This is a genomic window from Ktedonospora formicarum, assembly GCF_016587355.1.
Classification (GTDB): Bacteria; Chloroflexota; Ktedonobacteria; order Ktedonobacterales; family Ktedonobacteraceae; genus Ktedonobacter; species Ktedonobacter formicarum.
Window position 1 is genome coordinate 3,238,083 of record NZ_BNJF01000001.1, and the last position, 24,690, is coordinate 3,262,772.

Annotated in this window: 20 protein-coding genes and 1 pseudogene; 12 read left to right on the top strand and 9 right to left on the bottom strand. The window is 50.0% G+C overall.

Annotated elements, in window-relative coordinates; all coding sequences use genetic code 11:
* Positions 1-431: 431 nt before the first annotated feature.
* Together K3T82_RS13955 and K3T82_RS13960 are read right to left on the bottom strand one after the other, a co-directional pair.
* Positions 432-1,694 (bottom strand): sigma-70 family RNA polymerase sigma factor, encoded by a 1,263-nt coding sequence (locus K3T82_RS13955; protein WP_220194052.1) that lies wholly within the window; start codon positions 1,692-1,694, stop codon positions 432-434.
* Between the two features lie 224 nt (positions 1,695-1,918).
* A complete protein-coding gene (locus K3T82_RS13960; RefSeq protein WP_220194053.1) occupies positions 1,919-2,710 on the bottom strand; it encodes a DedA family protein in 792 nt (263 codons plus the stop codon).
* Positions 2,711-3,046: 336 nt separating this feature from the next.
* On the opposite strand from K3T82_RS13960, the gene dut reads away from it, so the two are divergent.
* Complete coding sequence (dut, locus tag K3T82_RS13965) at positions 3,047-3,499, top strand: dUTP diphosphatase (RefSeq protein ID WP_220194054.1); 453 nt, start codon at positions 3,047-3,049, stop codon at positions 3,497-3,499.
* Between the two features lie 175 nt (positions 3,500-3,674).
* The gene (locus K3T82_RS13970; RefSeq protein ID WP_220194055.1) at positions 3,675-4,013 is read left to right on the top strand and encodes a J domain-containing protein; all 339 of its coding nucleotides are present in this window, start codon (positions 3,675-3,677) and stop codon (positions 4,011-4,013) included.
* A 34-nt stretch (positions 4,014-4,047) separates the two neighbouring features.
* On the opposite strand, the gene K3T82_RS13975 is transcribed toward K3T82_RS13970, so the two are convergent.
* The 3 genes from K3T82_RS13975 to K3T82_RS13985 form a co-directional block, all read right to left on the bottom strand.
* Positions 4,048-5,349: an aminopeptidase P N-terminal domain-containing protein gene (locus K3T82_RS13975; RefSeq protein ID WP_220194056.1), complete on the bottom strand. Its 1,302-nt coding sequence runs from the start codon at positions 5,347-5,349 to the stop codon at positions 4,048-4,050.
* A 77-nt stretch (positions 5,350-5,426) separates the two neighbouring features.
* Positions 5,427-6,224 carry a type I methionyl aminopeptidase gene (gene map / locus K3T82_RS13980; RefSeq protein ID WP_220194057.1) on the bottom strand — a complete coding sequence of 266 codons (798 nt, stop codon included), beginning with the start codon at positions 6,222-6,224 and terminating at the stop codon, positions 5,427-5,429.
* Between the two features lie 422 nt (positions 6,225-6,646).
* Complete coding sequence (locus tag K3T82_RS13985; protein WP_220194058.1) at positions 6,647-7,318, bottom strand: hypothetical protein; 672 nt, start codon at positions 7,316-7,318, stop codon at positions 6,647-6,649.
* A 596-nt stretch (positions 7,319-7,914) separates the two neighbouring features.
* On the opposite strand from K3T82_RS13985, the gene K3T82_RS13990 reads away from it, so the two are divergent.
* Entirely contained in the window at positions 7,915-9,555 is a 1,641-nt protein-coding gene (locus K3T82_RS13990) for an acetate--CoA ligase (protein ID WP_236031142.1), read from the top strand.
* A 97-nt stretch (positions 9,556-9,652) separates the two neighbouring features.
* Here the strand turns inward: K3T82_RS13990 and K3T82_RS49905 are convergent, their stop codons facing one another.
* A complete protein-coding gene (locus tag K3T82_RS49905) occupies positions 9,653-9,910 on the bottom strand; it encodes a L,D-transpeptidase (RefSeq protein ID WP_420799305.1) in 258 nt (85 codons plus the stop codon).
* Positions 9,883-10,656 (bottom strand): annotated as a pseudogene (locus tag K3T82_RS13995) (L,D-transpeptidase family protein); the annotation flags it as partial. The gene K3T82_RS49905 and the pseudogene K3T82_RS13995, both read right to left, overlap by 28 nt.
* Positions 10,657-10,983: 327 nt before the next feature.
* On the opposite strand from K3T82_RS13995, the gene K3T82_RS14000 reads away from it, so the two are divergent.
* On the top strand, positions 10,984-11,514 hold the full coding sequence (locus tag K3T82_RS14000) for a hypothetical protein (RefSeq protein ID WP_220194061.1): 531 nt from the start codon (positions 10,984-10,986) through the stop codon (positions 11,512-11,514).
* Between the two features lie 12 nt (positions 11,515-11,526).
* Here the strand turns inward: K3T82_RS14000 and K3T82_RS14005 are convergent, their stop codons facing one another.
* Positions 11,527-12,243 (bottom strand): hypothetical protein, encoded by a 717-nt coding sequence (locus tag K3T82_RS14005; protein ID WP_220194062.1) that lies wholly within the window; start codon positions 12,241-12,243, stop codon positions 11,527-11,529.
* Positions 12,244-12,426: 183 nt separating this feature from the next.
* Positions 12,427-13,074, bottom strand: a complete 648-nt coding sequence (locus tag K3T82_RS14010) for a hypothetical protein (RefSeq protein ID WP_220194063.1) — start codon at positions 13,072-13,074, stop codon at positions 12,427-12,429.
* A 268-nt stretch (positions 13,075-13,342) separates the two neighbouring features.
* Between K3T82_RS14010 and K3T82_RS14015 the strand changes: the two genes are divergently transcribed.
* The 8 genes from K3T82_RS14015 (at position 13,343) to K3T82_RS14050 (ending at position 24,661) form a co-directional block, all read left to right on the top strand.
* The gene (locus K3T82_RS14015; RefSeq protein WP_220194064.1) at positions 13,343-14,056 is read left to right on the top strand and encodes a response regulator transcription factor; all 714 of its coding nucleotides are present in this window, start codon (positions 13,343-13,345) and stop codon (positions 14,054-14,056) included.
* Positions 14,057-14,101: 45 nt separating this feature from the next.
* Positions 14,102-15,751, top strand: coding sequence for a sensor histidine kinase (locus K3T82_RS14020; protein ID WP_220194065.1), 1,650 nt, complete (start codon positions 14,102-14,104; stop codon positions 15,749-15,751).
* 225 nt (positions 15,752-15,976) lie between these two features.
* Positions 15,977-17,143: a sensor histidine kinase gene (locus K3T82_RS14025; RefSeq protein WP_220194066.1), complete on the top strand. Its 1,167-nt coding sequence runs from the start codon at positions 15,977-15,979 to the stop codon at positions 17,141-17,143.
* A 294-nt stretch (positions 17,144-17,437) separates the two neighbouring features.
* On the top strand, positions 17,438-17,677 hold the full coding sequence (locus K3T82_RS14030) for a hypothetical protein (RefSeq protein ID WP_236031144.1): 240 nt from the start codon (positions 17,438-17,440) through the stop codon (positions 17,675-17,677).
* A gap of 15 nt (positions 17,678-17,692) precedes the next feature.
* Positions 17,693-18,145: a hypothetical protein gene (locus K3T82_RS14035; RefSeq protein WP_220194068.1), complete on the top strand. Its 453-nt coding sequence runs from the start codon at positions 17,693-17,695 to the stop codon at positions 18,143-18,145.
* Positions 18,146-18,645: 500 nt separating this feature from the next.
* On the top strand, positions 18,646-21,270 hold the full coding sequence (locus tag K3T82_RS14040; RefSeq protein WP_220194069.1) for a protein kinase domain-containing protein: 2,625 nt from the start codon (positions 18,646-18,648) through the stop codon (positions 21,268-21,270).
* Positions 21,271-21,278: 8 nt separating this feature from the next.
* The gene (locus tag K3T82_RS14045) at positions 21,279-21,509 is read left to right on the top strand and encodes a hypothetical protein (RefSeq protein WP_220194070.1); all 231 of its coding nucleotides are present in this window, start codon (positions 21,279-21,281) and stop codon (positions 21,507-21,509) included.
* A 329-nt stretch (positions 21,510-21,838) separates the two neighbouring features.
* Positions 21,839-24,661, top strand: coding sequence for a protein kinase domain-containing protein (locus K3T82_RS14050; RefSeq protein ID WP_220194071.1), 2,823 nt, complete (start codon positions 21,839-21,841; stop codon positions 24,659-24,661).
* The last annotated feature ends 29 nt before the right edge of the window (positions 24,662-24,690 follow it).

The following is a 24,690-nucleotide window of genomic DNA, read 5'->3' on the forward strand; positions in this document are numbered from 1 at the left end:
GAAAAAATCCCTGGTGTGGGCTGCCTCTGGAAAAGAACAATGAAGCTTGGTTTGGTAGAAGGAATGTATGGAGGACAACCACCAGGGATTGCCTTTATTATAAGCAACATTCTTGCATCTGTATATTGCTAGATATGGCTAGATTCTGCCTTGCCCCAACTGAAAGTATAAGTAGCTACTACTTGCCAGATGTTTGGGCTCAGAAATAGGTATCAGGAAGCAGGAAATTCCCGCGTAAGAGTGACTGGTTGGGAGACTGTCGCTCGCAAGGCGTTTGGCTCGGTTAGGTGTAGAGCTATAAATACTAGTAAGCCCCCACAGGAGGAGAGGCCAGGATCAGGTGACCCTCCCCTCCTGTGGGGGCTTACTAACACACTATGTTGTGTAATATGCCTGCTCATGCAGCATAGAAATTCATGTTGAATGACTGACTAGCCTCGTAAACGCTCTAAGACGGGTGGTTGGCGTAATTTTGCAAGCGCACCCGCTTCGATCTGGCGGACGCGTTCGCGCGTAATACCGAGTTCGCGGCCAACCTGTTCTAGAGGATGGGCCTGACCGTTTCCCAGCCCGAAGCGCAACTGAAGTACGAGCTGCTCGCGCGGGGTTAACACTGACGCAAGTACGCGCTGTACCTCATCTTTGAGTGTCTGGGTTGTCGCCAGTTCTTCTGGTGATGCCGAATCGGTGTCGGGAAGCACATCACCTAATTCCTGATCATCATCTTCACCCACAGGAAGTTCCAGCGAGACAGGAGCGCCAGGAGCGGCCTGTAGCTCAATCATGCGCACGGGATCAAGCCCAGTAGCCTCGGCCAATTCTTGTTCACTGGGTTCGCGTCCAAGCTCTTGTAGAAGGCGCTGACGTTCACGGCGAATACGGTTGAGGGCTGTATTCACATAGACTGGCAGGCGAATGGTGCGCCCTTTGTCTGCGACGGCGCGGCTGATGGCCTGGCGAATCCACCATGTCGCGTGTGTAGAGAAGCGGTGCCCACGACGCCAATCATAGCGCTGTACAGCGCGGATGAGACCAATATTGCCTTCTTGAATAAGATCCAGCAGGGTCAGTCCGCGTCCGACATAGCGTTTCGCGATGCTGACGACCAGGCGTAGGTTCGCGAGAATGAATTGCTTCATCGCGTCACGATCTCCCGCCTCGATATGCTGAGCCAATTCCACCTCACGCTCATGCGTAATCATGGGGACGCGTCCAATTTCTCGCAGATATGTCATAACCGCATCAGATTCGCCTGCATCGGCCCCATTAACGACATTCTCTTCCTGATCTTCAGAGCGACGGCGGCGATTTGCGGGACGGCGCGTAGCAGGCTGAGCGGTAGTTGACGTGATTGTGGGAAGTGTGAGAAGAGTCTCGTCAATATCTGCGGCATGAGAATCCAGGTGCTCTTCATCCACCCCTTCTTCATCATGAAGATCTTCAACAAGTGCTGAATCGTCATCTAAATCGAGAGGCGCAGTGTCTGAAAGATCGTGGTCTAAATCCAGATGATCCTCGCTCAATTCTGCGTCTTCGTTTGTCTCTTCTCTCCCCGCTTCCACTGGTGTATGTGGAAGATTCTTGGTAAGCAATTGTTCAACGATGGTATCGTAGGATTGCTTCTCCGAATCTGATTTTTTGCGAGATGTATTACCAAGCGTATTTCCCGTCATGGCACGCTTTACGTCTATCATTGTGCGCCCTCCATGAAAAAATGGTATATCCTAAGCAGCAAGATATATTTCATCGGTTTGGTCCTACACTCAGGAAAGCGAGCCTTCATCGGACCAAGGAGTCCGTCGTACGCCGAGTGGGAGGAATTCAATGATGTGTACCCTATCTACTAGATAGCAACAAAGCCAGGTCGGAAATTATTCCTAAACCAATTATAACCTATGGCCCCCTTTCATTCTAGTCCTTATGACTCATTTTTTCGCCAAAGGCTGGCAAAACTGTACAAACTCGTATAAAATTTGTCTTTTTTATGTATACGTTTGACACCCCTGGAAAGTGCCAGAATGAGTCCGGACACTCTCCTATTCTTAGGTTTTAGGTGAGAGCTAACATTGCTCTCACGCCCGGATTTTTCGGGTAAGAGAGCATAACGCTGCAATAATTTGCGTCCAAGAGAAAGCGCAAATAGTGAAATTATGCCTCCAATAATGATGAGTGAAGAGGTGGTAAGAAGTTGAGCCCCATACTGCCAGTTTGCACCAAGAAAGAAGCCTAGCATAAGGGGAAGTAATGCTCCAATGGTTTCACCAACAATATCAAGCAAGAGAAAGCGCGGAAAGGGATAGAATTCCAGCCCCGCGAGCAAATTCACCGGGCCGCCAAAGCCTGAGGCAAGGAAGCGCGAGAGAAAGATTGCCCAGTCACCATGCCGTCGGAAGTAGTTATGAGAGCGTTTCAAGGTCCGCTGGGAGAGAAAACGATTATGTGGGTGCTTTTGGATCCATCGAGAAAGTGAGAGTCCGCAGCAACGCCCGAGCCAGTATCCTACGCTATCGCCACATACTGAGGCGCTAACAATGACAAGTGTCAAGCTGAAGAGATTAAAGCGCTCAAGTGCCGCGAGTGTGCCAGCCACTATCACAATGAGGCTAATTGGAAGCGGTAAGCCGATGGCGGCGACGAAGACTACAAGCCACAAAGCAGGATAGCCGAACTGCTGAAGCCAGAGTAGGAGTGTTGGGAGCAACTCTTGCAAGGTTCTGAATCCCTTCTGCTGTCGCCGATATCTGGCACTTGAGATTGTGTCATCTTAGTATGCCCAACATATGAGCCAGGCTGTCAACTAGAACGTATAGGTGACCTCTCTTGATACAGTGATGTTATCGATGTTGCCTATGCGCGGGATGAGAGGCGTGTAAATTTGTTACGCTTTATGTTGAATATACCACATATCTATTATGCTTGTGTTTCAGTATTGCTCACAGGCAAGATATTGCGATTTCACACCTGCGCGCTGTGGGGAATAGGAAAATCTTGAGTATAGAGAGCATTTTGTTGACGCCAACACTCCGAATTCTCTAGAATAGGCCTCATGAATATCACTACTAATACACCAATAACAGTCGCTATCAAGCGTATAGATACAACGCTTCCGCTGCCAGGCCATGCGACGGGAGGATCGGTTGGCTTTGATCTGGTGTGCCGCGAGACGGTCACCATAGAGCCGCGAGAATTGGGACGCGTGCCCGGAAATGTCATTGTACAGACGCCGCCGGGATACATGCTAATGCTAACTATGCGGAGCAGCACCGCGAAACGCAAGGGGTTGCTCATGCCGAATGGAGTCGGGATTATTGATCAGGATTACAGCGGCGAGGGCGATGAAATTCTGATCTCAGTATATAACTTCCGCGATGAGCCTGTTACAGTGGAACGCGGCGAGCGGATTGCGCAAGGCATCTTTGTTCCCATTGCTCAAGTAGCCTGGAATGAGGTTGACGAAATGGGCCAAACGAGAGGAGGCTTTGGCAGTACCGGCCACTAAGCCTGCGAGCATATCTGGTAATTTGCTGTGGTCTATGCTACGATACTACTACGGTCTTATACGAAAACCAATGTCGCCTGAACGGCGGCTAGCACTGCCGCGCTCAGATTTTCGGATATAGAGTACGTTAAAAGGCTCTGTTAGCTTTCACTTGTTGCATTGAGGCACAGCATACATGCCAATAAAAAACTACTATACCATCCTGGGCGTTCCGCAGAACGCGACGCCGGAGCATATTAAGAAGATGTATCGTAAGCAGGTCCGCCAGTATCACCCAGACCTGCATCATGGAGCTCCAGACGCTCGCATCAAGCTGCTGAACGAGGCTTATGGCGTCTTAAGCAATTACCAGAAGCGCGCTATGTATGATATTCAACTTCTGGAAGAGATACGTGATCTGCGTATTCTGGAAACGATTCGCGAACATCATCTTGCGCGTAAACAGAGAATGACCTGGGCTCAGGGTATGGTTGGCTTTGTGCGTGAGCTCAAAAAAGAGATGCGCGGCTCATAGAGCTAGCGCATCTCTTTTTATTTGAGTACGTGTCTTAGCTATTCGCCATGATGGCTTCAATTTCCTCAATCGTTTTGGGGGCGTTGCCTGTAGTGATCTCGCAGCCCTCCTCTGTGACGATTACATTATCCTCAATACGGATGCCTATACCACGATAGCGTGGGTCCACATTTTCCGCGTTCTCTGGGATATACAGGCCTGGTTCAATCGTAAAGACCATACCGGGTACCAGCGTCGCGCTCCGACCCTTGGGAGTGACACGATAGGGGCCACGATCATGCACATCCAGACCGAGCCAGTGGCAGGTACCATGCATATAGAATTGGCGGTAGCTCTTCTCCTCGATATTCTTATGCACGTCTCCTTGGAGAATGCCAAGCGCTACCAGTCCCGATGTAAGGACTTCCACAGCCGTATTATGAATGTCCGCCAGGTCCCTGCCCGGAGCAGTGGCTGCGATACATGCCTCCTCCGCCTCAAGTACAATCTCGTATAAGGCTCGCTGTTCAGGCGTGAAGCGCCCATTGATGGGATAGGTGCGGGTGATATCCGCGCTATAGTACTGGTAGTCCGCGCCTGAGTCGATGAGGAGCAGTTCGCCATCGCGCATCTGGCGGTTATTCTGGTCATAGTGGAGAATGGTCGCGTTAGGACCAGAGCCGACGATGGGCGAGTAGCCATGGCGCATGCTGCCATGCTTGAGATAGCCATAGTCAAGCACGGCCTGGATCTCATATTCATACATGCCTGGCTTGAGCGCTTTCAGCACCTCACGATAGGCATTGCCGCTGATCTGAGCCGCTTTACGCATAGTTTCTAGCTCGTCCGCATCTTTGATGGCGCGTAGCTCATTAAGAATGGAGCCAGGGTCGACCAGTTGGCGTGGACCTCTACCCATCGCACTGCGGAAGCGATTAATGAATGTTAGCATCTCTTCGTCGAAGGCATGCTCCTTGCCACTATTATAGTAGAGCGTCTCACAGCCTTTCAGATAATCAGGCAGTTTCTCGTCAAGCTGGTCCAGCGTATAGGCTGCGTCTGCTCCATAGGTCTCGATAGCCCCTTCAACGCCTGCACGTCTGCCTGTCCAGGTCTCCTGCTGGGGGTCACGTGGACGTACAAAGAGAATGAAGTGGTGTTCGGGATGTTCAGGGGCAAGAACACAGATCGTCTCTGGCTCAGTAAAGCCGGTCAGGTAATAGAAGTCACTATCCTGCCGGTAGCTGATCTCGATATTATGACCGCCGCTGCGCAGGAATTCGGGTGCGCTCCGGAAGATGGCGACGCCACCTTGCATTTTCTCCATGAACGCCTGGCGTTTGGTTGCATGTGACATTGATTGACCTCCAGATGATATGAAATATCTACTCTTGCTCGATGGACAGGTGTGAATGCGTTGGAACTGATGACCAGTTAGTCAACACCCCAGGTCTTTCCATTAGGGCCTGCGGTCAGGATTTGTGGGCCCTTCCGTGTGAGTGCGATGGTATGCTCAAAGTGTGCACTGGGTGCGCCATCACTGGTGACTAGCGTCCAATGGTCGGAGAGCTGACGGAAATCTGAGCGCTCGTAGCTGACCATTGGCTCTATTGCGATGACGAGACCGGGTTGTAGCATGAAATCCTGATTGATCTGGAACTGGCGAGTATAGTAATTGGGGACCTGGGGTGGCTCCCACATGTTTTTTCCAATGCCATGGCCTACCAGTCCTTCAATGACAACAAAACCAGCCTTCTCTACATATTCTTGCATTTTGCGTGCGACCTGGCTCCACATACGGCACTTTGGAATCTGTTCAATAGCAAGGCGTAGCGCTCCCTCTGTTACCTCAAGCAATTGCTGAGCGCGCGTGCTTATATTCCCTACTGCGTATGTTCTTGCGGCATCGCCGCACCAGTCATTAAGCTTCGCACCGATGTCAACACTTACGATATCGCCTTCACAGAGCCTGCGCTCGCCTGGGATACCATGTACGATCTGCTCATTTACGGATATACAGCTAGAGGCAGGGAAAGGGACTTTTCCAGGTACGCCTTTAAAGAGAGCCGACGCCTGCTGATCCAGAATACATTGTTCAATGGCCGCATTAATCTCGGCTGTTGATACGCCAGGCTTGATGAACTCGGCGGCAGCCTGGTGCGCATTCCATACTACAAGCCCTGCCTTGCGCATCGCGGCAATATCTTTCTCACTTTTTAAAGTATAGTCCATTGGATGCTCCATGACTTCTCTGTGCCAGAGGCGCTTTGTAAGGGAAGGGGTGTAGCGTGGACAGGCTCATCAAATGCGCCTGCCCACGCTACACCCCTTCCCCTGAAGCATTAGAATAATTCTTCAGTACCTCTGGCTGCGCCTATATCTCATGATTCCTTGTGAAGCACCTCGGGCCTTGGGTAGTCTCTGACCTGAAGTTGTATGTATTGGAGATATATTAGAAACTATCATAAACCACATCTGGCGAAGTTGCAAATAGCGAGCAGGCTTATCTTCGAGTACATTCAAAGATCAGAAATATATTATATTGAGAATGGATGCTATGGGTTTACTGTGCCAGCTTGGTTGGGAGCCGAAATCAATAGAAATAGACCTGTTTTTGTCACCTATACAATAGCTGTAGTGAGTTTTATCTTCTTTTAAGTATGTAGAATGGTGGAGAGCATAATGACCGCTTTAGTCAAAAAGAAAGTAATACTTACAGCTTTCAGCTCGATAATCGCGATGCTGCTCTGGCTGAGTAACATATCTCCTGCGCTTGCTTCTTCAAAGCACGCGTTAGCTGCTTCCACTCCAAAGAGGCACCATCGCTCGCTGCCAAGTCTTCTGATAAAGGGTATGAGGATTACAGGTGTAATCCCAGAACAAGGTATTCTTTCAATTGTGGTGACGCACAGATCAATAATCAGTACAATCAGGGAGGCGTGAGCAACAATAGTAGCGACATTTATATAGGGAGCAATCAGGGCAACAGTGGCAACCAGGGGAACAACTGGGGGAACAATCAGGATAATGATAGCAATAGTGGCAATCAGGTGAACAATCAGAGCTATTCCGTGGGTACCCAGGTCAATAATCAATATAACCAGTCTACTCAGGGAGGCTATAGCAACAACAGTAGTGACATTTATTGGGGGAATGATCAAGGTAACAGTGGCAACCATGGATATAATGCAGGGCTCAATCAGGATAATTCGAGCAACAGTGGCAATCAGGTGAACAATCAGGGAAACACGATTGGAGCCCAGTTGAATGCCCAAGGAAGCAAGGTAAACAATAAGGGGAGCGCCATTGGTTATCAGGAAAATCACAACACGTATACACTCTTACCTGCTCTTCTTCAAGGTAGCAACGTGAATACTGATGGGACCACGGTTAACGAGCAGGAAAATCACAACACATATAAGCTGCTACCTAACCTTCCTCTTTTGGAGCTAACAACACACTCTAAAAAAAGGTAGCTGGGCTAATGAGCTGTAAACCAGCGTAGAAATCATGCTAAAATTCCACAAACAAAGCACAAATAAACCGATAGCTGACAGAATCAGCTGTCGGTTTAGGTATTAAGAAGCTCAACTATTGGTTGCTATTTCCCGAAGTGATGACCTATTTCTTCAGCAGCCTCTAAATTAGCGGATTAAAAAATAAGAATTAATATTTCCATTTGGATTATCTTCACAGGCTCATTTTTATACCAAAAATAGAGTAAGGTATCAAAAAAATTTTTTAATCCATGTAAAACAAGTTCAAGAGCAAAATTAAAAACTTTGAAAAATGATATGATATTTATTGCTATGAGCGTAAAGGCATTCATCTGTGCATGCTTTGCTCCAAAATTGCTAATGCGGTCCTCTCAAGTATATTAGAAGAAAGCAGGCTTTCAATGGCGCAGGCAAGAGCTGCAAATATGCAGAATTATGAGGATGAGCGGCGCGACTTCCAGCTAGACGTGCCAGAGTATTTCAACTTCACGACCGACGTAATTGGGAAGTGGGCTCGTGATCGCGACAAGCTCGCTATGTTATGGTTGGGGCCGGGAGGTGAGGAAAGGCGGCTTACCTTCGCGCATTTTTCTGAGCGCTCCAGCAGAGCCGCGAATGCCTTTGCTGGACTTGGTATTGGTAAGGGCGATACTGTTCTGGTGATGTTGCCACGTATCCCTGAGTGGTGGGAATGCGTTCTGGGGCTCACAAAACTGGGTGCGATCTTTATTCCCTCAACTACGCTCCTGACACCAAAGGATATCCAGTTTCGCGTAGAGATCGCGAGTGTGAAAACTATCATTACTGATGACGAGGGTGCTGCCAAGTTTGAGCAGATCCGTTCGCACTGCCCCACTATCAAGCAAGCGATCCTGGTTGGTAATCGTCAGGCCGAAGAAGGGTGGTGCAACTATGAGCGTCTTGTAACTGAGGCTTCACCCGAGTTTACAGGACCAAAGACGCGTAGCGACGATCCCTGCCTGGTTTATTTTACTTCTGGCACCGTTGGCAATCCCAAGATGGTGCTACATACACAGGCAAGTTGCCCCATTGGGCATACGATTACAGGCAAATACTGGCTGGACCTGAATGAGAATGACCTTCATTTGAATCTGACGGAGAATGGATGGGCGAAGGCCGCCTGGTCCTCACTCTATGGCCCCTGGAGCATGGGTGCGGCCCTCTTCGTGCAGGATGCGCGTGGTAAGTTCAATGCCCTTGAGATTCTTGAATTGCTCCATACTTATCCAATTACAACCTTCTGCGCGGCTCCTACGGCCTATCGTATGCTGGTGCTTGAAGAGCCACTGGCTTATTTGCAGACCCATCCCCCAAAGGCGCTACGGCATTGTGTGGGCGCGGGTGAGCCACTGAATCCGGAGGTAATTCGCATCTGGGAGGAAAAGACAGGATTGACCATACGCGATGGCTATGGACAGACTGAGACGGTATTGCTCTGTGGCAATTTCCCACCTCTTCCAGTCAAGCCGGGTTCGATGGGTAAGCCCTCGCCTGGTTTTGATGTTAGTGTGATTGATCACGATGGCAATGAGTTGCCACCCAATAAAGAGGGGGACATTGCTGTTCGTATCAAGCCAGAGCGACCTACCTGGATGTTTCGCGAGTACTGGCAAAACCCGGAGGCTACACAGGCTAGCCTGCGCGGAGATTGGTATATCACAGGTGACCGAGCTTATAAAGACGATGATGGCTACTTCTGGTTTGTCGGCAGGGCTGACGATGTGATCATTACGGCGGGTTATCGCGTAGGTCCCTTTGAGGTTGAGAGTGCGTTGAAAGAGCATCCAGCGGTAGCCGAATCTGCCGTAGTTGCTAGCCCCAATGAGATGCGCGGTGAAGTTGTCAAAGCCTTTGTCGTCCTTGCGCCAGGCCATCAGGCATCGGATACACTAGCACATGAGTTGCAGGAGCATGTCAAGCGCGTGACGGCTCCCTACAAATATCCACGGGAGGTTGCATTTGTCGAGACACTGCCAAAGACGATCTCAGGTAAGATCAGGCGTGTCGAATTGCGTGAAGCCGAGCGCCAGAAGAAAGCCTGGTAGATATTGACAGATAAAGTGCGAGGGTAGGGGCAGTTATCAGCTGCCCCTACCCTCGCACTTTGTTTTATGAAGGAACGAGTGATATAGTACTGTTCTACTAGTATTGCATAACTACGGTCATCCCAACCGGGGCCCAGGAGTAATACCATTGCCCGTCAGAAACCCTGGTATTGACACAGCCATGTGAGCCATCCGAGATGGTTCCATCAGGTAGGCGATGCGGGTCCTGTGACCCTGGCCCAAAGTCATTGTATTCGCGCCATCCAGCAGTATGTATGTAGATGCCCCGGTGGTCAGGTGGAGTGCGTAATCTACATGCTCTGGCGAATAGTAGTATGGAGAACTCGCCGGCCAGGGAGAATAGAACGTCAAATTGGCACCCTTATCGAGAACCTTAAAGGTCCCAGCAGGCGTATACAGTTCCGGGCGACCGCTAGCGATAGGGAAACTGCGTACGAGTGCTCCATTTTCGTAGGCGTAGAGATATTGCGTTGAAAGATTGACGTATATGGATTTACCTGTCGCGACTGGCGCGGGAGGTGCTGCGGGAGCAGGACCAGGCGCGCCAACTAGCGGTAGATTGTTCTGAGTAGGTGGAGGCGTGGGCGTTGGCGCGGCCTTAGTAGTGCTCAGCAGGTTTCCAAAGATATATTGCGGAGCGTCGTTACGATCAGAGATGCGATACCATGTCGAGAGACCGTTGACAACCTCTCCTTGTGCGCTTCCATAGACTGTGATAGCGGTTGAGCCTGTAAAGCTCTTCAAGATTGTGCCGTCAGTGCTTGGAGCGTTACGTACATTTGCCAACCCTATGGTATACATTGTGGTGGGGTCCGTCCAGATAATCTGGATGTTAGGCTCGGAACCTGTGGTGGGTGTTGTCAAAGTGACAGGTGTGATCTCCGATTTGGGGTGTGTATTCTTGATCTCGGTTGTGTTCTCTACGGCTTTCTGTGGCGGCGTTGTTGTGGATGATAGAACTTTGGTGGTTTCAGGTCCATTACTGCCACAGCCGATTATGAGAAGAGATAACAAGAGAAGAGGAAGAAGAATACATAGTAGAGGAGATTGACGAGCTTTTTTTAACATACATGTCCTCATAAGAAATCATCATATTTATAATCATAAATATACAGAAGTTATAGTCAAAACACAAGAGCTACTCAGCAGTTTGCTGGAGCTTCCCAAGCTTTCCTATGTGCTAGAGCTAAACTTCCGCGTACTGAGTGGGGAGGCTGTTCTTTCAACATAGGTGATTCATTGTAGCTGGGGAAGAGTACATGTATAATAGGTAGTGTTAAAGGCTTGCGTATACATGCGCTTTACTACAAGTATTTTTCATTCTCTTAAACAATAACTATGCTACTATCGTGGCTGGCGCTATTGCGCTCAAGTTTTTGAGAGGTAGTTTATTTAAGGAGCTAGGTTATGCTGAAGCGATGGATGTGGGTGAGCACATGCATCTGGGTGCTAGGGATGGGATGGATCGCGCTGGGTGTGTATGGAGCCTTAAATGTTTCTCTGGCGCGTTCGATGTTACCTTCAGCTAGTCTCGGATGGGTGCTGCTAGATATGTTATGGTGGCCAGGCTACATACGTGGATTTGTCTTTGGTGGTGTCCTGACATATAGTGGTGTTGGCATCTTGTTATTAGGGCTGAGTACGGGTCGGGCGCGGATGGTGTACTGGTGCTTGCAGATTGCTATCTGGTGCATCGGGATCAATACATGGTATCAGCGATTAGGAAGTTATCAGCCGCGCCTATTTGGGATTATCGTACCTGACAATCCCGCATGGTTTGTGGGGACCTTAATCTGTTCGCTGGTCCTGCTGGTGGGTATTGTGCCAGTAATGCGTTTTCTACACTGGTTGCTTACAATATCCTCGCTGAATGCGCGCGTGAATAATGTCAAGGCCGAGGATGCGCGGCATAGTATCAAAGGGGAAGCGGGCCAGTGAGACCCGCCCCCTTTAGAGAAGCAAGTGATTAAGGATCACAGGATTTTCCTGTACGCGCTCAATAAACATATCGAGTTGATCCTGTGTCATACCCCCATTTGTGACCTCCGTTTGCAGGGCGCTATGCAGCGCATTACTGATGAGTTGCTGCTGCTGGCTATTATTTAGCCCTTGGTTGCTCGCGATTTGTGCGATGGTCTGACCATTTTGTAGATCTTGTGTCAACTGGGCGTCTGAGAGCTTTAGTTCTTTAGCTAGCTGCGTCTTAATATCCGTCGTATGGTTGCGTAGTGAATTTACAATATTATTTCCGCGATTGAGCAGGTTGGGAGCGCTCTGGTTGTTGTGGGTATTACTCACGCCAGGAACTGAGAGAATCGCGGGAGGTCGACCATTATTGATGCGCGAATATGTTGTGTGCAGCCTGGGCAACACGGCCAATACGCCAATCGCCACAAGTACAAGCGCGATAATGATAGCGGCGGCGCTGAGATAAATAAGCTTGCGTCCATTGCGTTGAGCGCGTGATCTGGGATGAGCGTACTGATGGTTGTTAGGGCGAATGATTTGTGTTCGTTCGTTATGGTAATCTGCCCGGTAGGGGTCCACATCCGCACGTGGCAGGGGTGATGATTGCATAGGGGGCTGATAGGATGCAGGTTCTTCATGCGGGCGCGCGCTATGTGGCTGCTGATATTTGAGATTCTGAGTTCGTGCCTTTTGTTTCATAAGTAGATAGCCCTCCTCTGTGATTAATGCATCCTTTGGGCGACGGGGCCGTTCCCCTACGCCTCCAAATTTCAGTATAGGATGAGGCTGTGTTGGAGTATTTGCATAAAAGCAAAGTGCCGCCCCTTATTCGTGATGAGGTAGGGCGGCACTGATATTGGTATTGTTGGTAAAAGTTTACTATTATTTGACCCTGTTGATGAGTTTGTGAATCACATCTGCACGTTTCTTCAGCGCATTATCGAACTGAGTTACCTCATCTTTGGTGAGTTTGCCTTCAGAGACTCCCTGATTGAGGACTGTATCTACATCCTTCTTGATTGCTTGCTCAAGATCCTTCGCGGAGACTCCCTGAGCCTTGGCGATGTCAACTAGCTTTTTCCCATCTTTAAGCTGTTTGGTGAGGTCATCGCTGCTCAATTTGAGGTCTTTAGTGAGCGCGTTGACCAGATCGGTGCGATGATCCCTTAGATACTGGAGCGCATTCGCGTTTTCAACGCGCTGCCCATTCCAGCCGCACCACTGGCGCTTGCTTAGATTTTGTTTGGCTTTATCGGCCTGATCCTGTGTGATCTTACCATCCTTAACCATCTGGTCAAGCACATCACTGATGCTCTCCTGACGGTCTTTGTTAAGTTGATCTGTTGAGACATTGAGGCGCTTGGCTAAATCCTGCTGAAACTGCTGGCAATAGGTATCGGTTTTGTTAGTATCTGTCTGGTTAAATGTATTATGTGCGAGTGCAGAGAGTGGACCAAAGAAGAATGCCCCGAAGAGGATAGCCGCAACGAGCACTATGCAGCCGGAGCCAACTATAAGCAATCTTTTCATTGTGGAATTTCTCCTTGTACATATAACTGGTGGCATTGCCTTGCCAGCGAAAAGGCGCCTTAATCATTGATATGGCTCTATTGTATGCAGGAAATATGAATGTTTCCTCTCCTAGAATTCAAGATTTGCTCAAGATTGAGCGCGGAGAGGGCAAAAAACCTGCTTTTAGGTCAAGGCTATGCTAAGATTTGCCTAGACACAGGTTTTTCATACCACTCAGGATAGTTGAGTGCCGGGGGTCTCTATAAGACCTGAGTAGAGGAAGGTAATGGCGCAGAAAATCTTAATCATAGAGGACGAGGAAGGGATTGTACATCTTCTAAATCTCTATTTGCGTAACGCTGATTTTGAGACAGTGGTTGCGCGTGATGGTGCGGATGGCTTGGCCTTGCACGCGCGCGAGCATCCTGATCTGATTATTCTGGATATTATGTTGCCTGCTATAGATGGTTTTGAGGTCTGTCGGCGTATCCGTGAGTGGTCACAGACCCCTATCTTGATACTGACGGCGCGAAGTGATGAGGATGATCGGATTAATGGCTTAGAGTTAGGCGCTGATGATTATTTGATGAAACCCTTTAGTCCCCGCGAACTGGTGAGCCGGGTGCGGGCGATTCTACGCCGCGTGACAAAGCAGGAAGCGAGCGCTCCAGTACAAGAAAAGGAAGAGCATCGTCTGGTGCTACGTTTTCCAGGCTTGACGATTGATGTGCCCGCGAGGCGTGTTGAAGTACAAGGGCGCGAGATTGCTCTCACCCCAACAGAATTTGATTTGCTCTCGCTCATGGCCCAGGCTCCAGATCGTGTGTTTACACGTGAGATCCTGATGAACAAAGTTTGGGGCTACGACTATATGGGCGATGGGCACACTATTGATGTCCATATCAGTGCACTCCGGCGCAAAATTGAGACGGACGCCCAGCGTTATATTAAGACTGTGTGGCGCGTTGGCTATCGCTTTGAGGTGAGCCACATCCGTTGATGGACGCAATGAAAACCTACCCATAGAGATAAGGGAGCCTGAAAGATGACGCAGAAATGGACAAAGCCAGAGCGCATGCGCTGGTGGCAGAGTATTCGCTGGCGATTAGCCGTGGGCTCGGTTACTGTTACCATGCTGGCGATGCTTCTTTTGGTAACGACAGCTATTCTGGCGGCACTCTATTTCTATGAGAGTGAGCAAAATGCTCGTTTAAGCGATACTGCGAGTTTGAATGCCCAGCGTGTAGGGGTGCAGTATAGCCAGGAGACTCTGCAAGGGCAGAAAGATGTGGAGGCATTGCGTAGTTCAGCGCAAAAGGTGCTTCCAGCCTATACCTTGAAGAATGTGCAGGATCAATCCGTTGTCAGTGTTATTTTGTCCCAGAATAATCGTATCGTCTATCCCTTGTTTCTAGCGAAAGCGACCGCTACAGGGCCGCGTGATGGGCAGTCACGTGCATTATATACCGCTTTGCAACGCTTGCTCGATCCATCACAGCAGGGGCGTTATTACTCGACCTTCCGTACGGCCCTGGCACAGGCGCATCAGGGAAAGGCCATTGCTTATTCACCAGGCAACGGTTTATTACCACGGACCTTCGCTCTAAATCCTATCTTTGCTGAAGGGCGTGAGGAAGGTGAGGTTGTTGGCGTCTTATTGGCTGCTTCACGTTCGACCATTGATCAAACTCTGCCGCAGTTTATCCTGAATGTAGGAGGTGTTATCGCTGTTGGTCTAGGTGTTATCGCGCTTCTGGCTGCCTTGGCGGCGGTTATCTATGCGCGTACTATTACTCGCCCGTTGGGGGCAATGACGGTCGCAACGCGCCAAATGGTTTCGGGGAATTATAGTGTGCGTGTTCGTGATCCTGCACAGGGTGAGCTAGGCGAACTGGCGCAGACTTTCAATGAGATGGCGGCGCAATTGCATCGCGATGTCGAAGTCTTGCGTGAGCAGGAACTATGGCGACGCGAACTAGTCATGAATATTACTCATGACCTTGCGACACCGCTGACCGCAATTGCGGGCCTGGGAGAGGCTCTGGTAGATGGTGTGAATCAGAGTCGCGAGGACTACGAAGCCACCGGGCGCGTAATTGTGCGCGAGACATTACGTCTGCGTCGTCTGGTAAAGGATCTGCATGTCATGTCCAAGGTTGAGGCTGGCGCGCTCCATCCCCAACAGCGGGCACTGAGAATGGCGGCGCTGGTAGACGAGACATTAGCTGTACTCATCCCAGAGTTTGAGCGTGCGGGTGTGGAGCCGCGCAATGATATTGCCTTTGATCTACCCCAGGTCTGGGCCGATGCGGACATGGTTACACGTGTTGTCTCCAACCTGTGCGACAATGCCTTGCAGCATACGTCAGCAGGTGGAAGTATTGTATTAGAGGCGCGTGTGCTTAACAATGAATTGCTTATATCAGTGACAGATAGTGGAAAAGGTATTGCACCAGAGGCGCTCCCAAAGATCTTTGAGCGCTTTTATCGTGCGGATGGCTCACGACAATCGCGCGTTGGCGGCAGTGGACTGGGGCTCTCTATTGTCAAAGCCATTGTAGAGGCGCATGGAGGAAGGGTATGGGCCGAGAACGTATCTGGGGCAGGGGCGCGTATTGGCTTTACTCTACCACTTGCTCCAGTTTCTAGTGCCAAAACGAAAACGTTTCCACCACCGATGCAGGTACAGCGATAGGTAGATCTCAATTTGTAATGAGTCGGCTAGAGATCACAAAGGGGGTAGATGGTTTTCGCGAAAACCATCTACCCCTTTGTGATCTCAAACGAAGTGCCTGAGAGGTGCCCCAGGTGACTCGACTCTACAAGCTTGAACTATAATGATATACTCATGAGAACAGTACTGTTCCATAATTGATGCCATTCTGCGTATATAAGGCAGAATATGCGATGAGGATGCCTTATGACTGGGGACCAAGAGGTCAAGGTGTTGGCAGGGGTAATGCGCCTGGTGCGAGCAATGAATAGCGAGACGCGGCCCGATCAGCTCTATAACACGATTTTAAATGAAATCGTGAGTGCTGTATCATGTGAAGATATAGAACTGTATATCTATCAGAAACGCGATGAATATCCTTCGCATAAAGTGTGGCGCGAGCAAGGAAAGATAATTCAAGAAGCATTAACGCGCGAAAAAGCGAGAACATTATTTTCTGAACGTGAAATTTTGGTAGAAGCAGCTAAAGGTGTGGGAGCGGCATTGCGCAAGTCGATACATGAAGCGCCTGCTTGTTGTGCTCTGCCATTAAGCGCGCGAGGACGGCTTCAAGGCTTAGTCGCATTGTGGCGGAATGAGCGTTTTACCGGTGCTGAGGTGGAAATGTTGACTCGTCTGGGAGAAGCGGTGGCGGCAGCCCTGGCTCAGATGGTGCTCTCAGTGGATGAGCAGGGGCGGCAGGTACGATTCCTCTCGAAGCTCTCTCATGAGTTGCGTTCGCCGTTAAACGCGATCAACGGTTATTTGGATCTGGCATTGAGTGACATTGGCGGGGAGCTCAATGGACAACAACGAGAGTTTATGCAGCGAGCGCGATCCGGAAGCGAATATCTCTATGCGCTCATGGAAGATCTGTTACTGCTAGGGCGAGCCAACACAGGACAGCTAGGGCTCCACAAGCAGGTCTCAAGGCTTGCTGAATTGGTGGAGAACGTCGTGGAGGAGTTGGAATTGACGGTGAAAGATGCTTCGGTTCAGATAGAACTCAGTATGCCACCAGATCTATCCCTTATCTATGTTGACCCTATACGGATGCAACAGGTGATACGGAATCTCTTGCTCTATGCTATAGAGTGTGCCCGTAAAGGAGGTGTTATCCTGCTATCGGTAATCGCAGAACACATGCAAAGGAGCGAAAGTGGGGAGGAACGCGAGCATGCTGGGATACTCAGTCTGTGTATTGAGGCTAACAGTGAGGCTGAAGGCAAGCGCGCGGAAACTCGCCTGGAACTCACACGCTCTCTCTCGATAGCACGCCTGATTCTAGAGTTACACGGTGGCACGCTAGAGCAAGAGGCGTGCGAATACGGACGCTGCATACTACGTGGTCGCATACCAGTATTAATCGTGTAGGCGGGTGGATTGCGTGCGCAGAAATGAATTTCCCATAGTCTTGAGTAAAGGGAGATGTGTAGGAGTGCGCTCTATAATGAGGGTAAAGGGTGAACCTGAGCGCGTGAAATGAGGCATTTTACAGCTGAGATGTGTGAGGCAAGATAAGAAGATCTGGTTGGAAGAACCCTTGACTCGCTGGAATTCGCGTGTTATTCTCAAGTTATCCCATTGTGTTTCTTGGTGGCGCTAACATCAGGAAAGTGCGCGGTACTGTACTGGCTTGTAATCAGGAGAAGGAGACCGACTGTGGGTATGCTAAGGATCATGTCCCGACGTGGTGATGATCGAATCATGTGGGACCCGAAAAAAGTAGAAGCGAATGATCCAGAGGCGTTAGCCGCTATTCGTGAAGCCGAAAAGATCTTTGAAGAGGCACGAGTACGCGGAGCGACCGCATTTAAGGTTGTCGAGTCAGGTCCTGTAGAGCGTATTGATAAGTTTGATCATACCGCAGAGCAAATTGTGCTTGTGCCGCGCGTAGTTGGAGGCTGAGGAGGCTAGCTGCTTATGTTGGAAACGCTCAGCTTGTTTCTCGGCATATGGCTGTTATTCCTCCTTCTTGCGATTTACTACCTGTCGCAATCGCCCGATGGCCGTGTCGGGCGAATACGAGAGTCGGTGAGTGAGCATCTATCCGCCGAGAGTAGAGCGAAGGCACTTTTGCAAGAGATATTGACGGAGAGTCAATATCAGCAACTTATTAAGTGTGGCTATCTCGAAGTGCTGAGCCCACAATACGAGAGCCGCATTTACCGCATTCCCGGTTCAGGAGGACTGGTCAAAGTCTATGAGCGGGGTTGCGCAATCATGGAACTCTGCTTACAGCCAACGGAGCCATTACCCGATGGTGATGTGGTTGTTATGCACAAGTTGATGATCGAAGCCAACGAGGAGGAGTATCTACAAAAGGCCAATCACTTTGCTCCCGGCATTATCTCCTTACGCTGCCAGCATCTCTAGAGCATCGCGAAGGAGCAGGCATCAGAGCCGTAACAACAATAAAGACCAAGACCAACCAGGAAAGGGACGCCAGCAGGCGTCCTTTTATGTTGTGATGTGTGAATTGGTAGAATCCTCTCTACTCTAAAAAACATCTTCCACAGATTTATATGAGCCTCGGCGAACTATGAAAGGCTTTCAAGGGCTATAGATGGTTTTGAAGAGTGGGGCCTGAAAAACGTCTCTCTCTATAGAGGATGTGAATGCCTATTTAGAAGTATGTAATGGACAAACTATTGCTTAACTTTCTAGCATGGACAACGTATATTTAGTAATAGATATGCATTTGCATGCAGATTCATAAGTCTTCCAGCAAGTCGATAGAATCTGTAAAAAAGAGCATCTTCGGGGTCTTGGATGAGGGTTCCTTGCTATCGACTTGTACACGAAGAACCATTATAATAGCCGTAATTACGCAATTATAGGTCCCCAAGTAAAGGAATTAAAGAAGGCAGGCTGGCATGACAGAGTGTCCTAATTGTAAAGCCCCTGTACGTGAAGGAGTCCGATTTTGTAGCTCTTGTGGACAACGGCTAGATGCGCAACCTGCTCCAGATGCGCCAACACTCCCAACCTCCGGCGGCTTTTCTAGTCAGGCGCATGTGCTGCTTCCGGGTGAGCGCTTGCAGGGGGGGCGGTACGTAGTGAAAGAGGTTTTGGGTGAAGGCGGGATGGGAGCAGCCGTGCTCGCTACCGACAACCGCCTGGATGATAAACTTGTTGTTATAAAGGAACTTATCTCAGACTCAACCGATAGCACTCGCTTCCAGGAGGATGTGCGCAACTTTAAACGTGAGGTTGCTCTCCTGGCACATATCGACCACCCTCTGGTACCAAATGTGACCGACCATTTTCAGGAGGGGTCGCGTTATTTTATGGTACAAGAATATGTGGAAGGTGAGACTTTAGAGGCGCGAATTACACGTCTCAATCAGGCGCTCAAAGAGCGAGATGTGCTAATTTATGCTTTGGAGGCGTTAGATGTGCTCGACTATCTGAGCCAGCAAACGCCTCCGATTGTCCATCGTGATATCAAGCCTGCCAATATGATTGTTGGCAGCAAGGATAAGCGTGCTCATCTGGTGGACTTTGGTATCGCGCGTGCGGAGGTTGCGTTACATGCCCAGAAGAAACAGACCTCCGCGCTGGGAACGCCTGGGTATGCGCCTCCCGAGCAGTATCAGGGCAATGCCGATCCTCGCTCTGATTTGTATGCGTTGGCGGCGACACTGCATCATTTATTGACGAATCGCGATCCACGCCACTATTCGCCATTTAGCTATATGCCGGTGCGTACGATCAATCCTTCGCTTTCACCCGAGATTGAGCGTGTATTAGTGCGAGCGCTCACAAATGATATCACGCAACGCTATCAGAGTGCGTCATCCATGCGCCAGGAAATTGTCGATATTCTCCAACAGCGTTTTGGTGTCTCTGATAACCTGGGCAATTATGGACTGAACATATCAGGTCACTTCCAGGCGACCCCTGCCCCCGGAACACCTGTGGGTGGGACGAGTGGGCCGGTATCACTATCGGGCGTGAGTGCTCAGGATGCGCCCACCATGCGCAGCGGGGGCATGCCTCCGAACAATTCGGGTGGCTTCTCTCAACCAATTCAAGCCAACAATTCAAATTCTTTGCCACCAACCATGCGTGTGGGACAATATGGATCACCAAACATGACGCCTGCGACGTTGCAGCCAATCCAACCAATTCAACCAATTCAGTCGGGCTATGTGCAAGGGTATGCACCATTGACACCTCTTCCGCCTGTTCAACCCCCTCCACAGAAACAACGCCGAGGTAATGGATGGATCATTGCCTTGCTGCTCCTGCTCATTCTAGTTCTCATTGGTGGTGGAACATTCTTTTATCTCAATGGGTTGAAGAGCACTAATGGATCACAGCAGGCAAATTCAAAGGACAATGGTGTTGGTGTTACAAAGATTGGTAATGAATCTATAGGTGTGAGTGATGGCAGTTATAGCTTTGATACCTCCCGCTCGGATGGCTCGTTGAAGACACAGGCATCCGAGAATTTGCGTAAAGGGGAGGTCGGAAGCGCGATCTCGCTCTGGAGCCAGGCACATGCTCAGGACTCCTCGGATGCTGAGACTCTGATCTATCTGGAGAATCAGCGCGTGGTCTCCTCACCACATATCACGCTGGTTGTTGCGACAATGCTTTCGGGGGATGATTCAGCGGTAGGTGTGGGGCGAGATAACCTTCAAGGTGCTTATGTTGCGCAGAAGGAATATAACGATGGATCGAAGCTGACAGGCGGGCTCAAGATTATGCTCTTGATTGCCAATTCAGGGAGCAAAGCCACATACGTCAATCAGGTGATCGATCGCATTAAGAATATTGCCAAAAGCGATTCTACCTTCGTGGGCGTTATGGGTTGGCCTTATAGCTCACGCGCGGTTAATGCGGCGCAACTACTAGGGCAAGCACATATTCCCATGCTTTCACAGACTGCAACGAGCGATCAACTAACTGGTATCTCGCCCTACTTCTTTCGCGTAGCCGCTACTAATAAAGCGGAGGCAGTCGCGGGTGTAAAATATGCCGAGCAGACGTTGAAGGTTAAAAATGTCGCAGTGCTCCTTGATGTTGCCGAATCGTATAGTCAAAGCCTGGGTACCGATTTTGAGAACCAATGGAAGGCGGAGGGTAATACGATTGTGGCGGAAGGACGTTACACCGTAGGCGATGCTTCCTCAATTACCAAGGCCCTACCCGCAATCCTGGCGAAGAACCCACAGGTCATTTACTTTGCGGGCCACTCATCAGATGTTAATACACTGCTGTTGAATCTACCTCAGAGTAATATTCAGATTCTTGGTGGAGATGCCCTCTATGAGTTAAACGGCTACACGTCCAGCTCACGTGCCGGATTTAGCCGTCTGCGATTTACGGCGCTGGCCTACCCTGATGAGTGGGATGTGTTGGGTTACGGGAAGGAAAAACCTCCTTTCTTCTCCGCGTATCCTGCGGCCTTCAATACTGGTAACCAGAAGCCAGGGGCATCTATGGCTATACACGCCCGACCAATGATGTTATTCTCTCATATGACGCGATGATCGCTTTGTTGAGAGGCGCGGATAATGTCTTAAAAACGGGTAAGAAACAACTGACCCCAGAGGACTTGAAGACAGGGCTGAGTCAGATTAGTGGTTCAAATGGTTTTCAAGGTGTGAGCGGACAGATTGCCTTTGATTCCCATGGCGATCCTGTGGATAAGGCAGTGGTTGTGTTGCATGTTTCTGACGAAGGTTTTATCAGAATGGAGAAAGATATCGAAGGGCGCTTCAAACTGTAAATTATGATTGGATGTGCCTTCGCGATTGCGGATCGTTATTCAAACGATCCGCAATCGCATTTCTGGTACGCTGTATATCATTTGACATCCAGAGCTTTTTTTCGTGTTATCATATAAAAATAACGCAAGGCCAGGGGAGCGGACGGCGGCATAGCGCTGTTGAAACATGTGAAGGCGAATGGGATGCAATGGATCTGGCTTTTTAACTACTCCTTGTGAGAACACCTGAGCGCGAGAGCGCTAGTCGCGAGAGCGACGTTGGTGTTCGCATGAAACCTAGAGCAGCTCGCGATAATAAAGAAGAGTATCGCGTTCATGGTGGAGAACTTATGAAATGTCCATATTGTGGGACAGATAATGTTCCCGGCGAGAGTTTTTGTGGCAACTGTGGTGGCTACCTTGATGCCTCGGCGCCTCCCACAAGTGGAGCAGGCGCTACTTCGTTTAATACCGCGACTGTGGTAAGCACACGCGGGAACGCTCCCACAACAGGGGGTTCGATGCCGACCACAGGCGGCTCTAACCCTACCACAGGTGGCGGCATCGTCGGATCTGGCTCATTGATGCCGAATGCGCGTCTGCAAAATGGCCGCTATATCGTTGATAAGATTCTGGGTAGCGGTGGTATGGGAACCGCTGTACTGGCAAAGGATACGCGTGTCTCGAACAAGATTGTTGTGATCAAGGAGCTGGTCTCTGATAGCAATGATAAAGTACAGTTCCAGGAAGATGTACGTAACTTCGAGCGCGAAGTCGAGACCCTCTCAACGTTAGATCACCCTCTAATACCAGCAGTGACAGATAGCTTCCAGGAGGGAACACGCTACTTCATGGTTCAGGAGTACGTGTCTGGCGAGAATCTGGAGACTCATCTAGACCGTCTGGGTAAGGCCATGCCTGAGCGCGAGGTGCTGACCTATGCGGCGCAGGTTCTTGATATCATGGACTATCTGGCACAGCAGACTCCACCTATCGTACATCGTGATATCAAGCCCGCGAACATTATTATTGGGAGCAAAGATAAACGTGCTCACCTGGTGGACTTTGGTATCGCGCGTGCGGATGTGGCGAAGAATACACAGAAGAAGCAAACTTCCGCGTTGGGAACGCCGGGATACGCTCCTCCTGAGCAGTACCAGGGCAATGCGGATGCACGCTCAGATCTCTATGCCCTCGCGGCAACCATGCACCATCTGCTAACCAATCGCGACCCACGCGACTTTGGTCCTTTTAGTTATCCTCCTGCTCGCTCCGTCAATCCACAGATCTCGCCAGAGACCGAGCAAATGCTGACGAAAGCGCTGACGATTGATGTCAACAAACGCTATCGTAACCCGGCAGAGATGCGCCAGAGAGTAGAAGAGATTCTGCGCGACCGTTTCAAAGTGGCTCCTGACACCAGTATGTATATGTTCGCTACCTCAGGCTCTATGACGGTTCCGGCTGTCCCTCCGACGCCACCACCACACCAACAGCCTCAACCGGTACGACCACAGCCGCAGCCACAGTTCCCGCCGCCGCGCCCGGTGCCTCCACGCCAGAATAACAACAATGGGCTGCTGCGTGGCCTGGGTATTCTGGCCGTGGTAGTAATCCTGATTCTAGCGATATTGATCGTGCCTCTCTTACTGACGAATTCTCGATCCGGAAATTCTGGCACCACTACCGCCTCAACTCCCAGTCCTGAAGTCAATCAGACGGCACAGGTTGAGTCGAATGGAATCGGGGCCAGCCTGGTCAATGGTGAATTGATCGGTTTAAGTGATGGGACATTGGCCTTTGATACCTCGCGGCCTGATGGCGATGTGAAGACTCAGGCAGCACAGAAGCTCAAGGATGGTGATAACTCTGCTGCGTCGTCGTTGTTCCGCTCGGCTCTTACGCAAGAGAGCAATGACGCAGAGGCATTGATCTATCTGGAAAACTTGCGCGTACAGTCCTCAGGTCTGCCTCATATTACCCTGATCGCTGGCGTGATGCTGACCGGGAGTGATAGCGCTGCTATTCAGGCTGGTCGTGATGCCTTACAGGGAATGTATGTTGCGCAGAAGGAGTTTAATGCGAACAATGGCGCGAAGCTGAATGGAACCCTGGTTCGCATCCTGATCGCCAATGCGGGCTCTTCTTCTCAGAACGCCAAACAGGCAGCTCAGCAGATTGTCAAGCTTGCTCAGTCAGATAAGACAGTCATTGGTGTCTCCGGTTGGCCCTATAGTAGTTTTACTCAGAACGCGTTGGATGTGTTGAGTTCTGCCAGGATTCCCATGTTATCTGGCACGGCCTCTAGTGACGACTTGACAGATGCCTCACCATACTTCTTCCGTGTCGCCCCTCCTAACACATTTCAGGCTCAGGTTGGAGCGCAATATGCTCTAAATAAGCTCCAGGCGAAAGAGGTAGCGGTCTTTGTGGATCAGAGTGACTCTTATAGCCGGAGCCTGGCGGATGCCTTCCGTCAACAATACCAGAAATTGGGCGGAACTATCCAGGGACCGTATCAATATACGCGAGGCGATCAGGGGTCAGTAACATCAGCACTCCAGAGCCTCGCTAGCCAGGATACCACGCCGGGTGTGATCTACTTCTCAGGCTACTCTGGCGATGTAGCGGGCCTGATGAATCAGGTCGCGGCCAATCCTAAGTTCGCAAACACGAAGATTCTGGGTGGTGACGCATTGTACAACCTGGGTGGCTATACTACTGGCAACCGAGCCGGTTATGATCGCCTGCACTTTACTGCTTTTGCCTACCCGGATGAATGGGATGTATTGGGATTTGGTGGTCAGAAGCCCGGTTTCTTTGCGGACTATGGCAATGCCTTTGATCCCAACAAGCAGCACAAGGGCTCGCCTTATGGTTTTACGCGCCCGGCATTTAATGTGATGCTAGCATATGATGCCACGCTTGCCCTTATCACGGCAGGCGGAAAGATTACCAGTTCAGGTAAGCAGAGTTTTAGTGGCGCGGATGTACGGCAGGCTTTGTTAAGCATTAGTGGGAATGGTGCCATTCAGGGGGTGAGTGGTCAGATCGCGTTTGGCTCAAATGGTGATCCAGTGGATAAAGCGGTTGTGGTCATCTACGTGGATCAGAATGGTAATAATCATATGGAAAATCAGTTAGGTTCGGGTAAGTTCCTGGTGAACTCCTGATCCTAGCTAGAGATGAAGAAGCGGTAGAC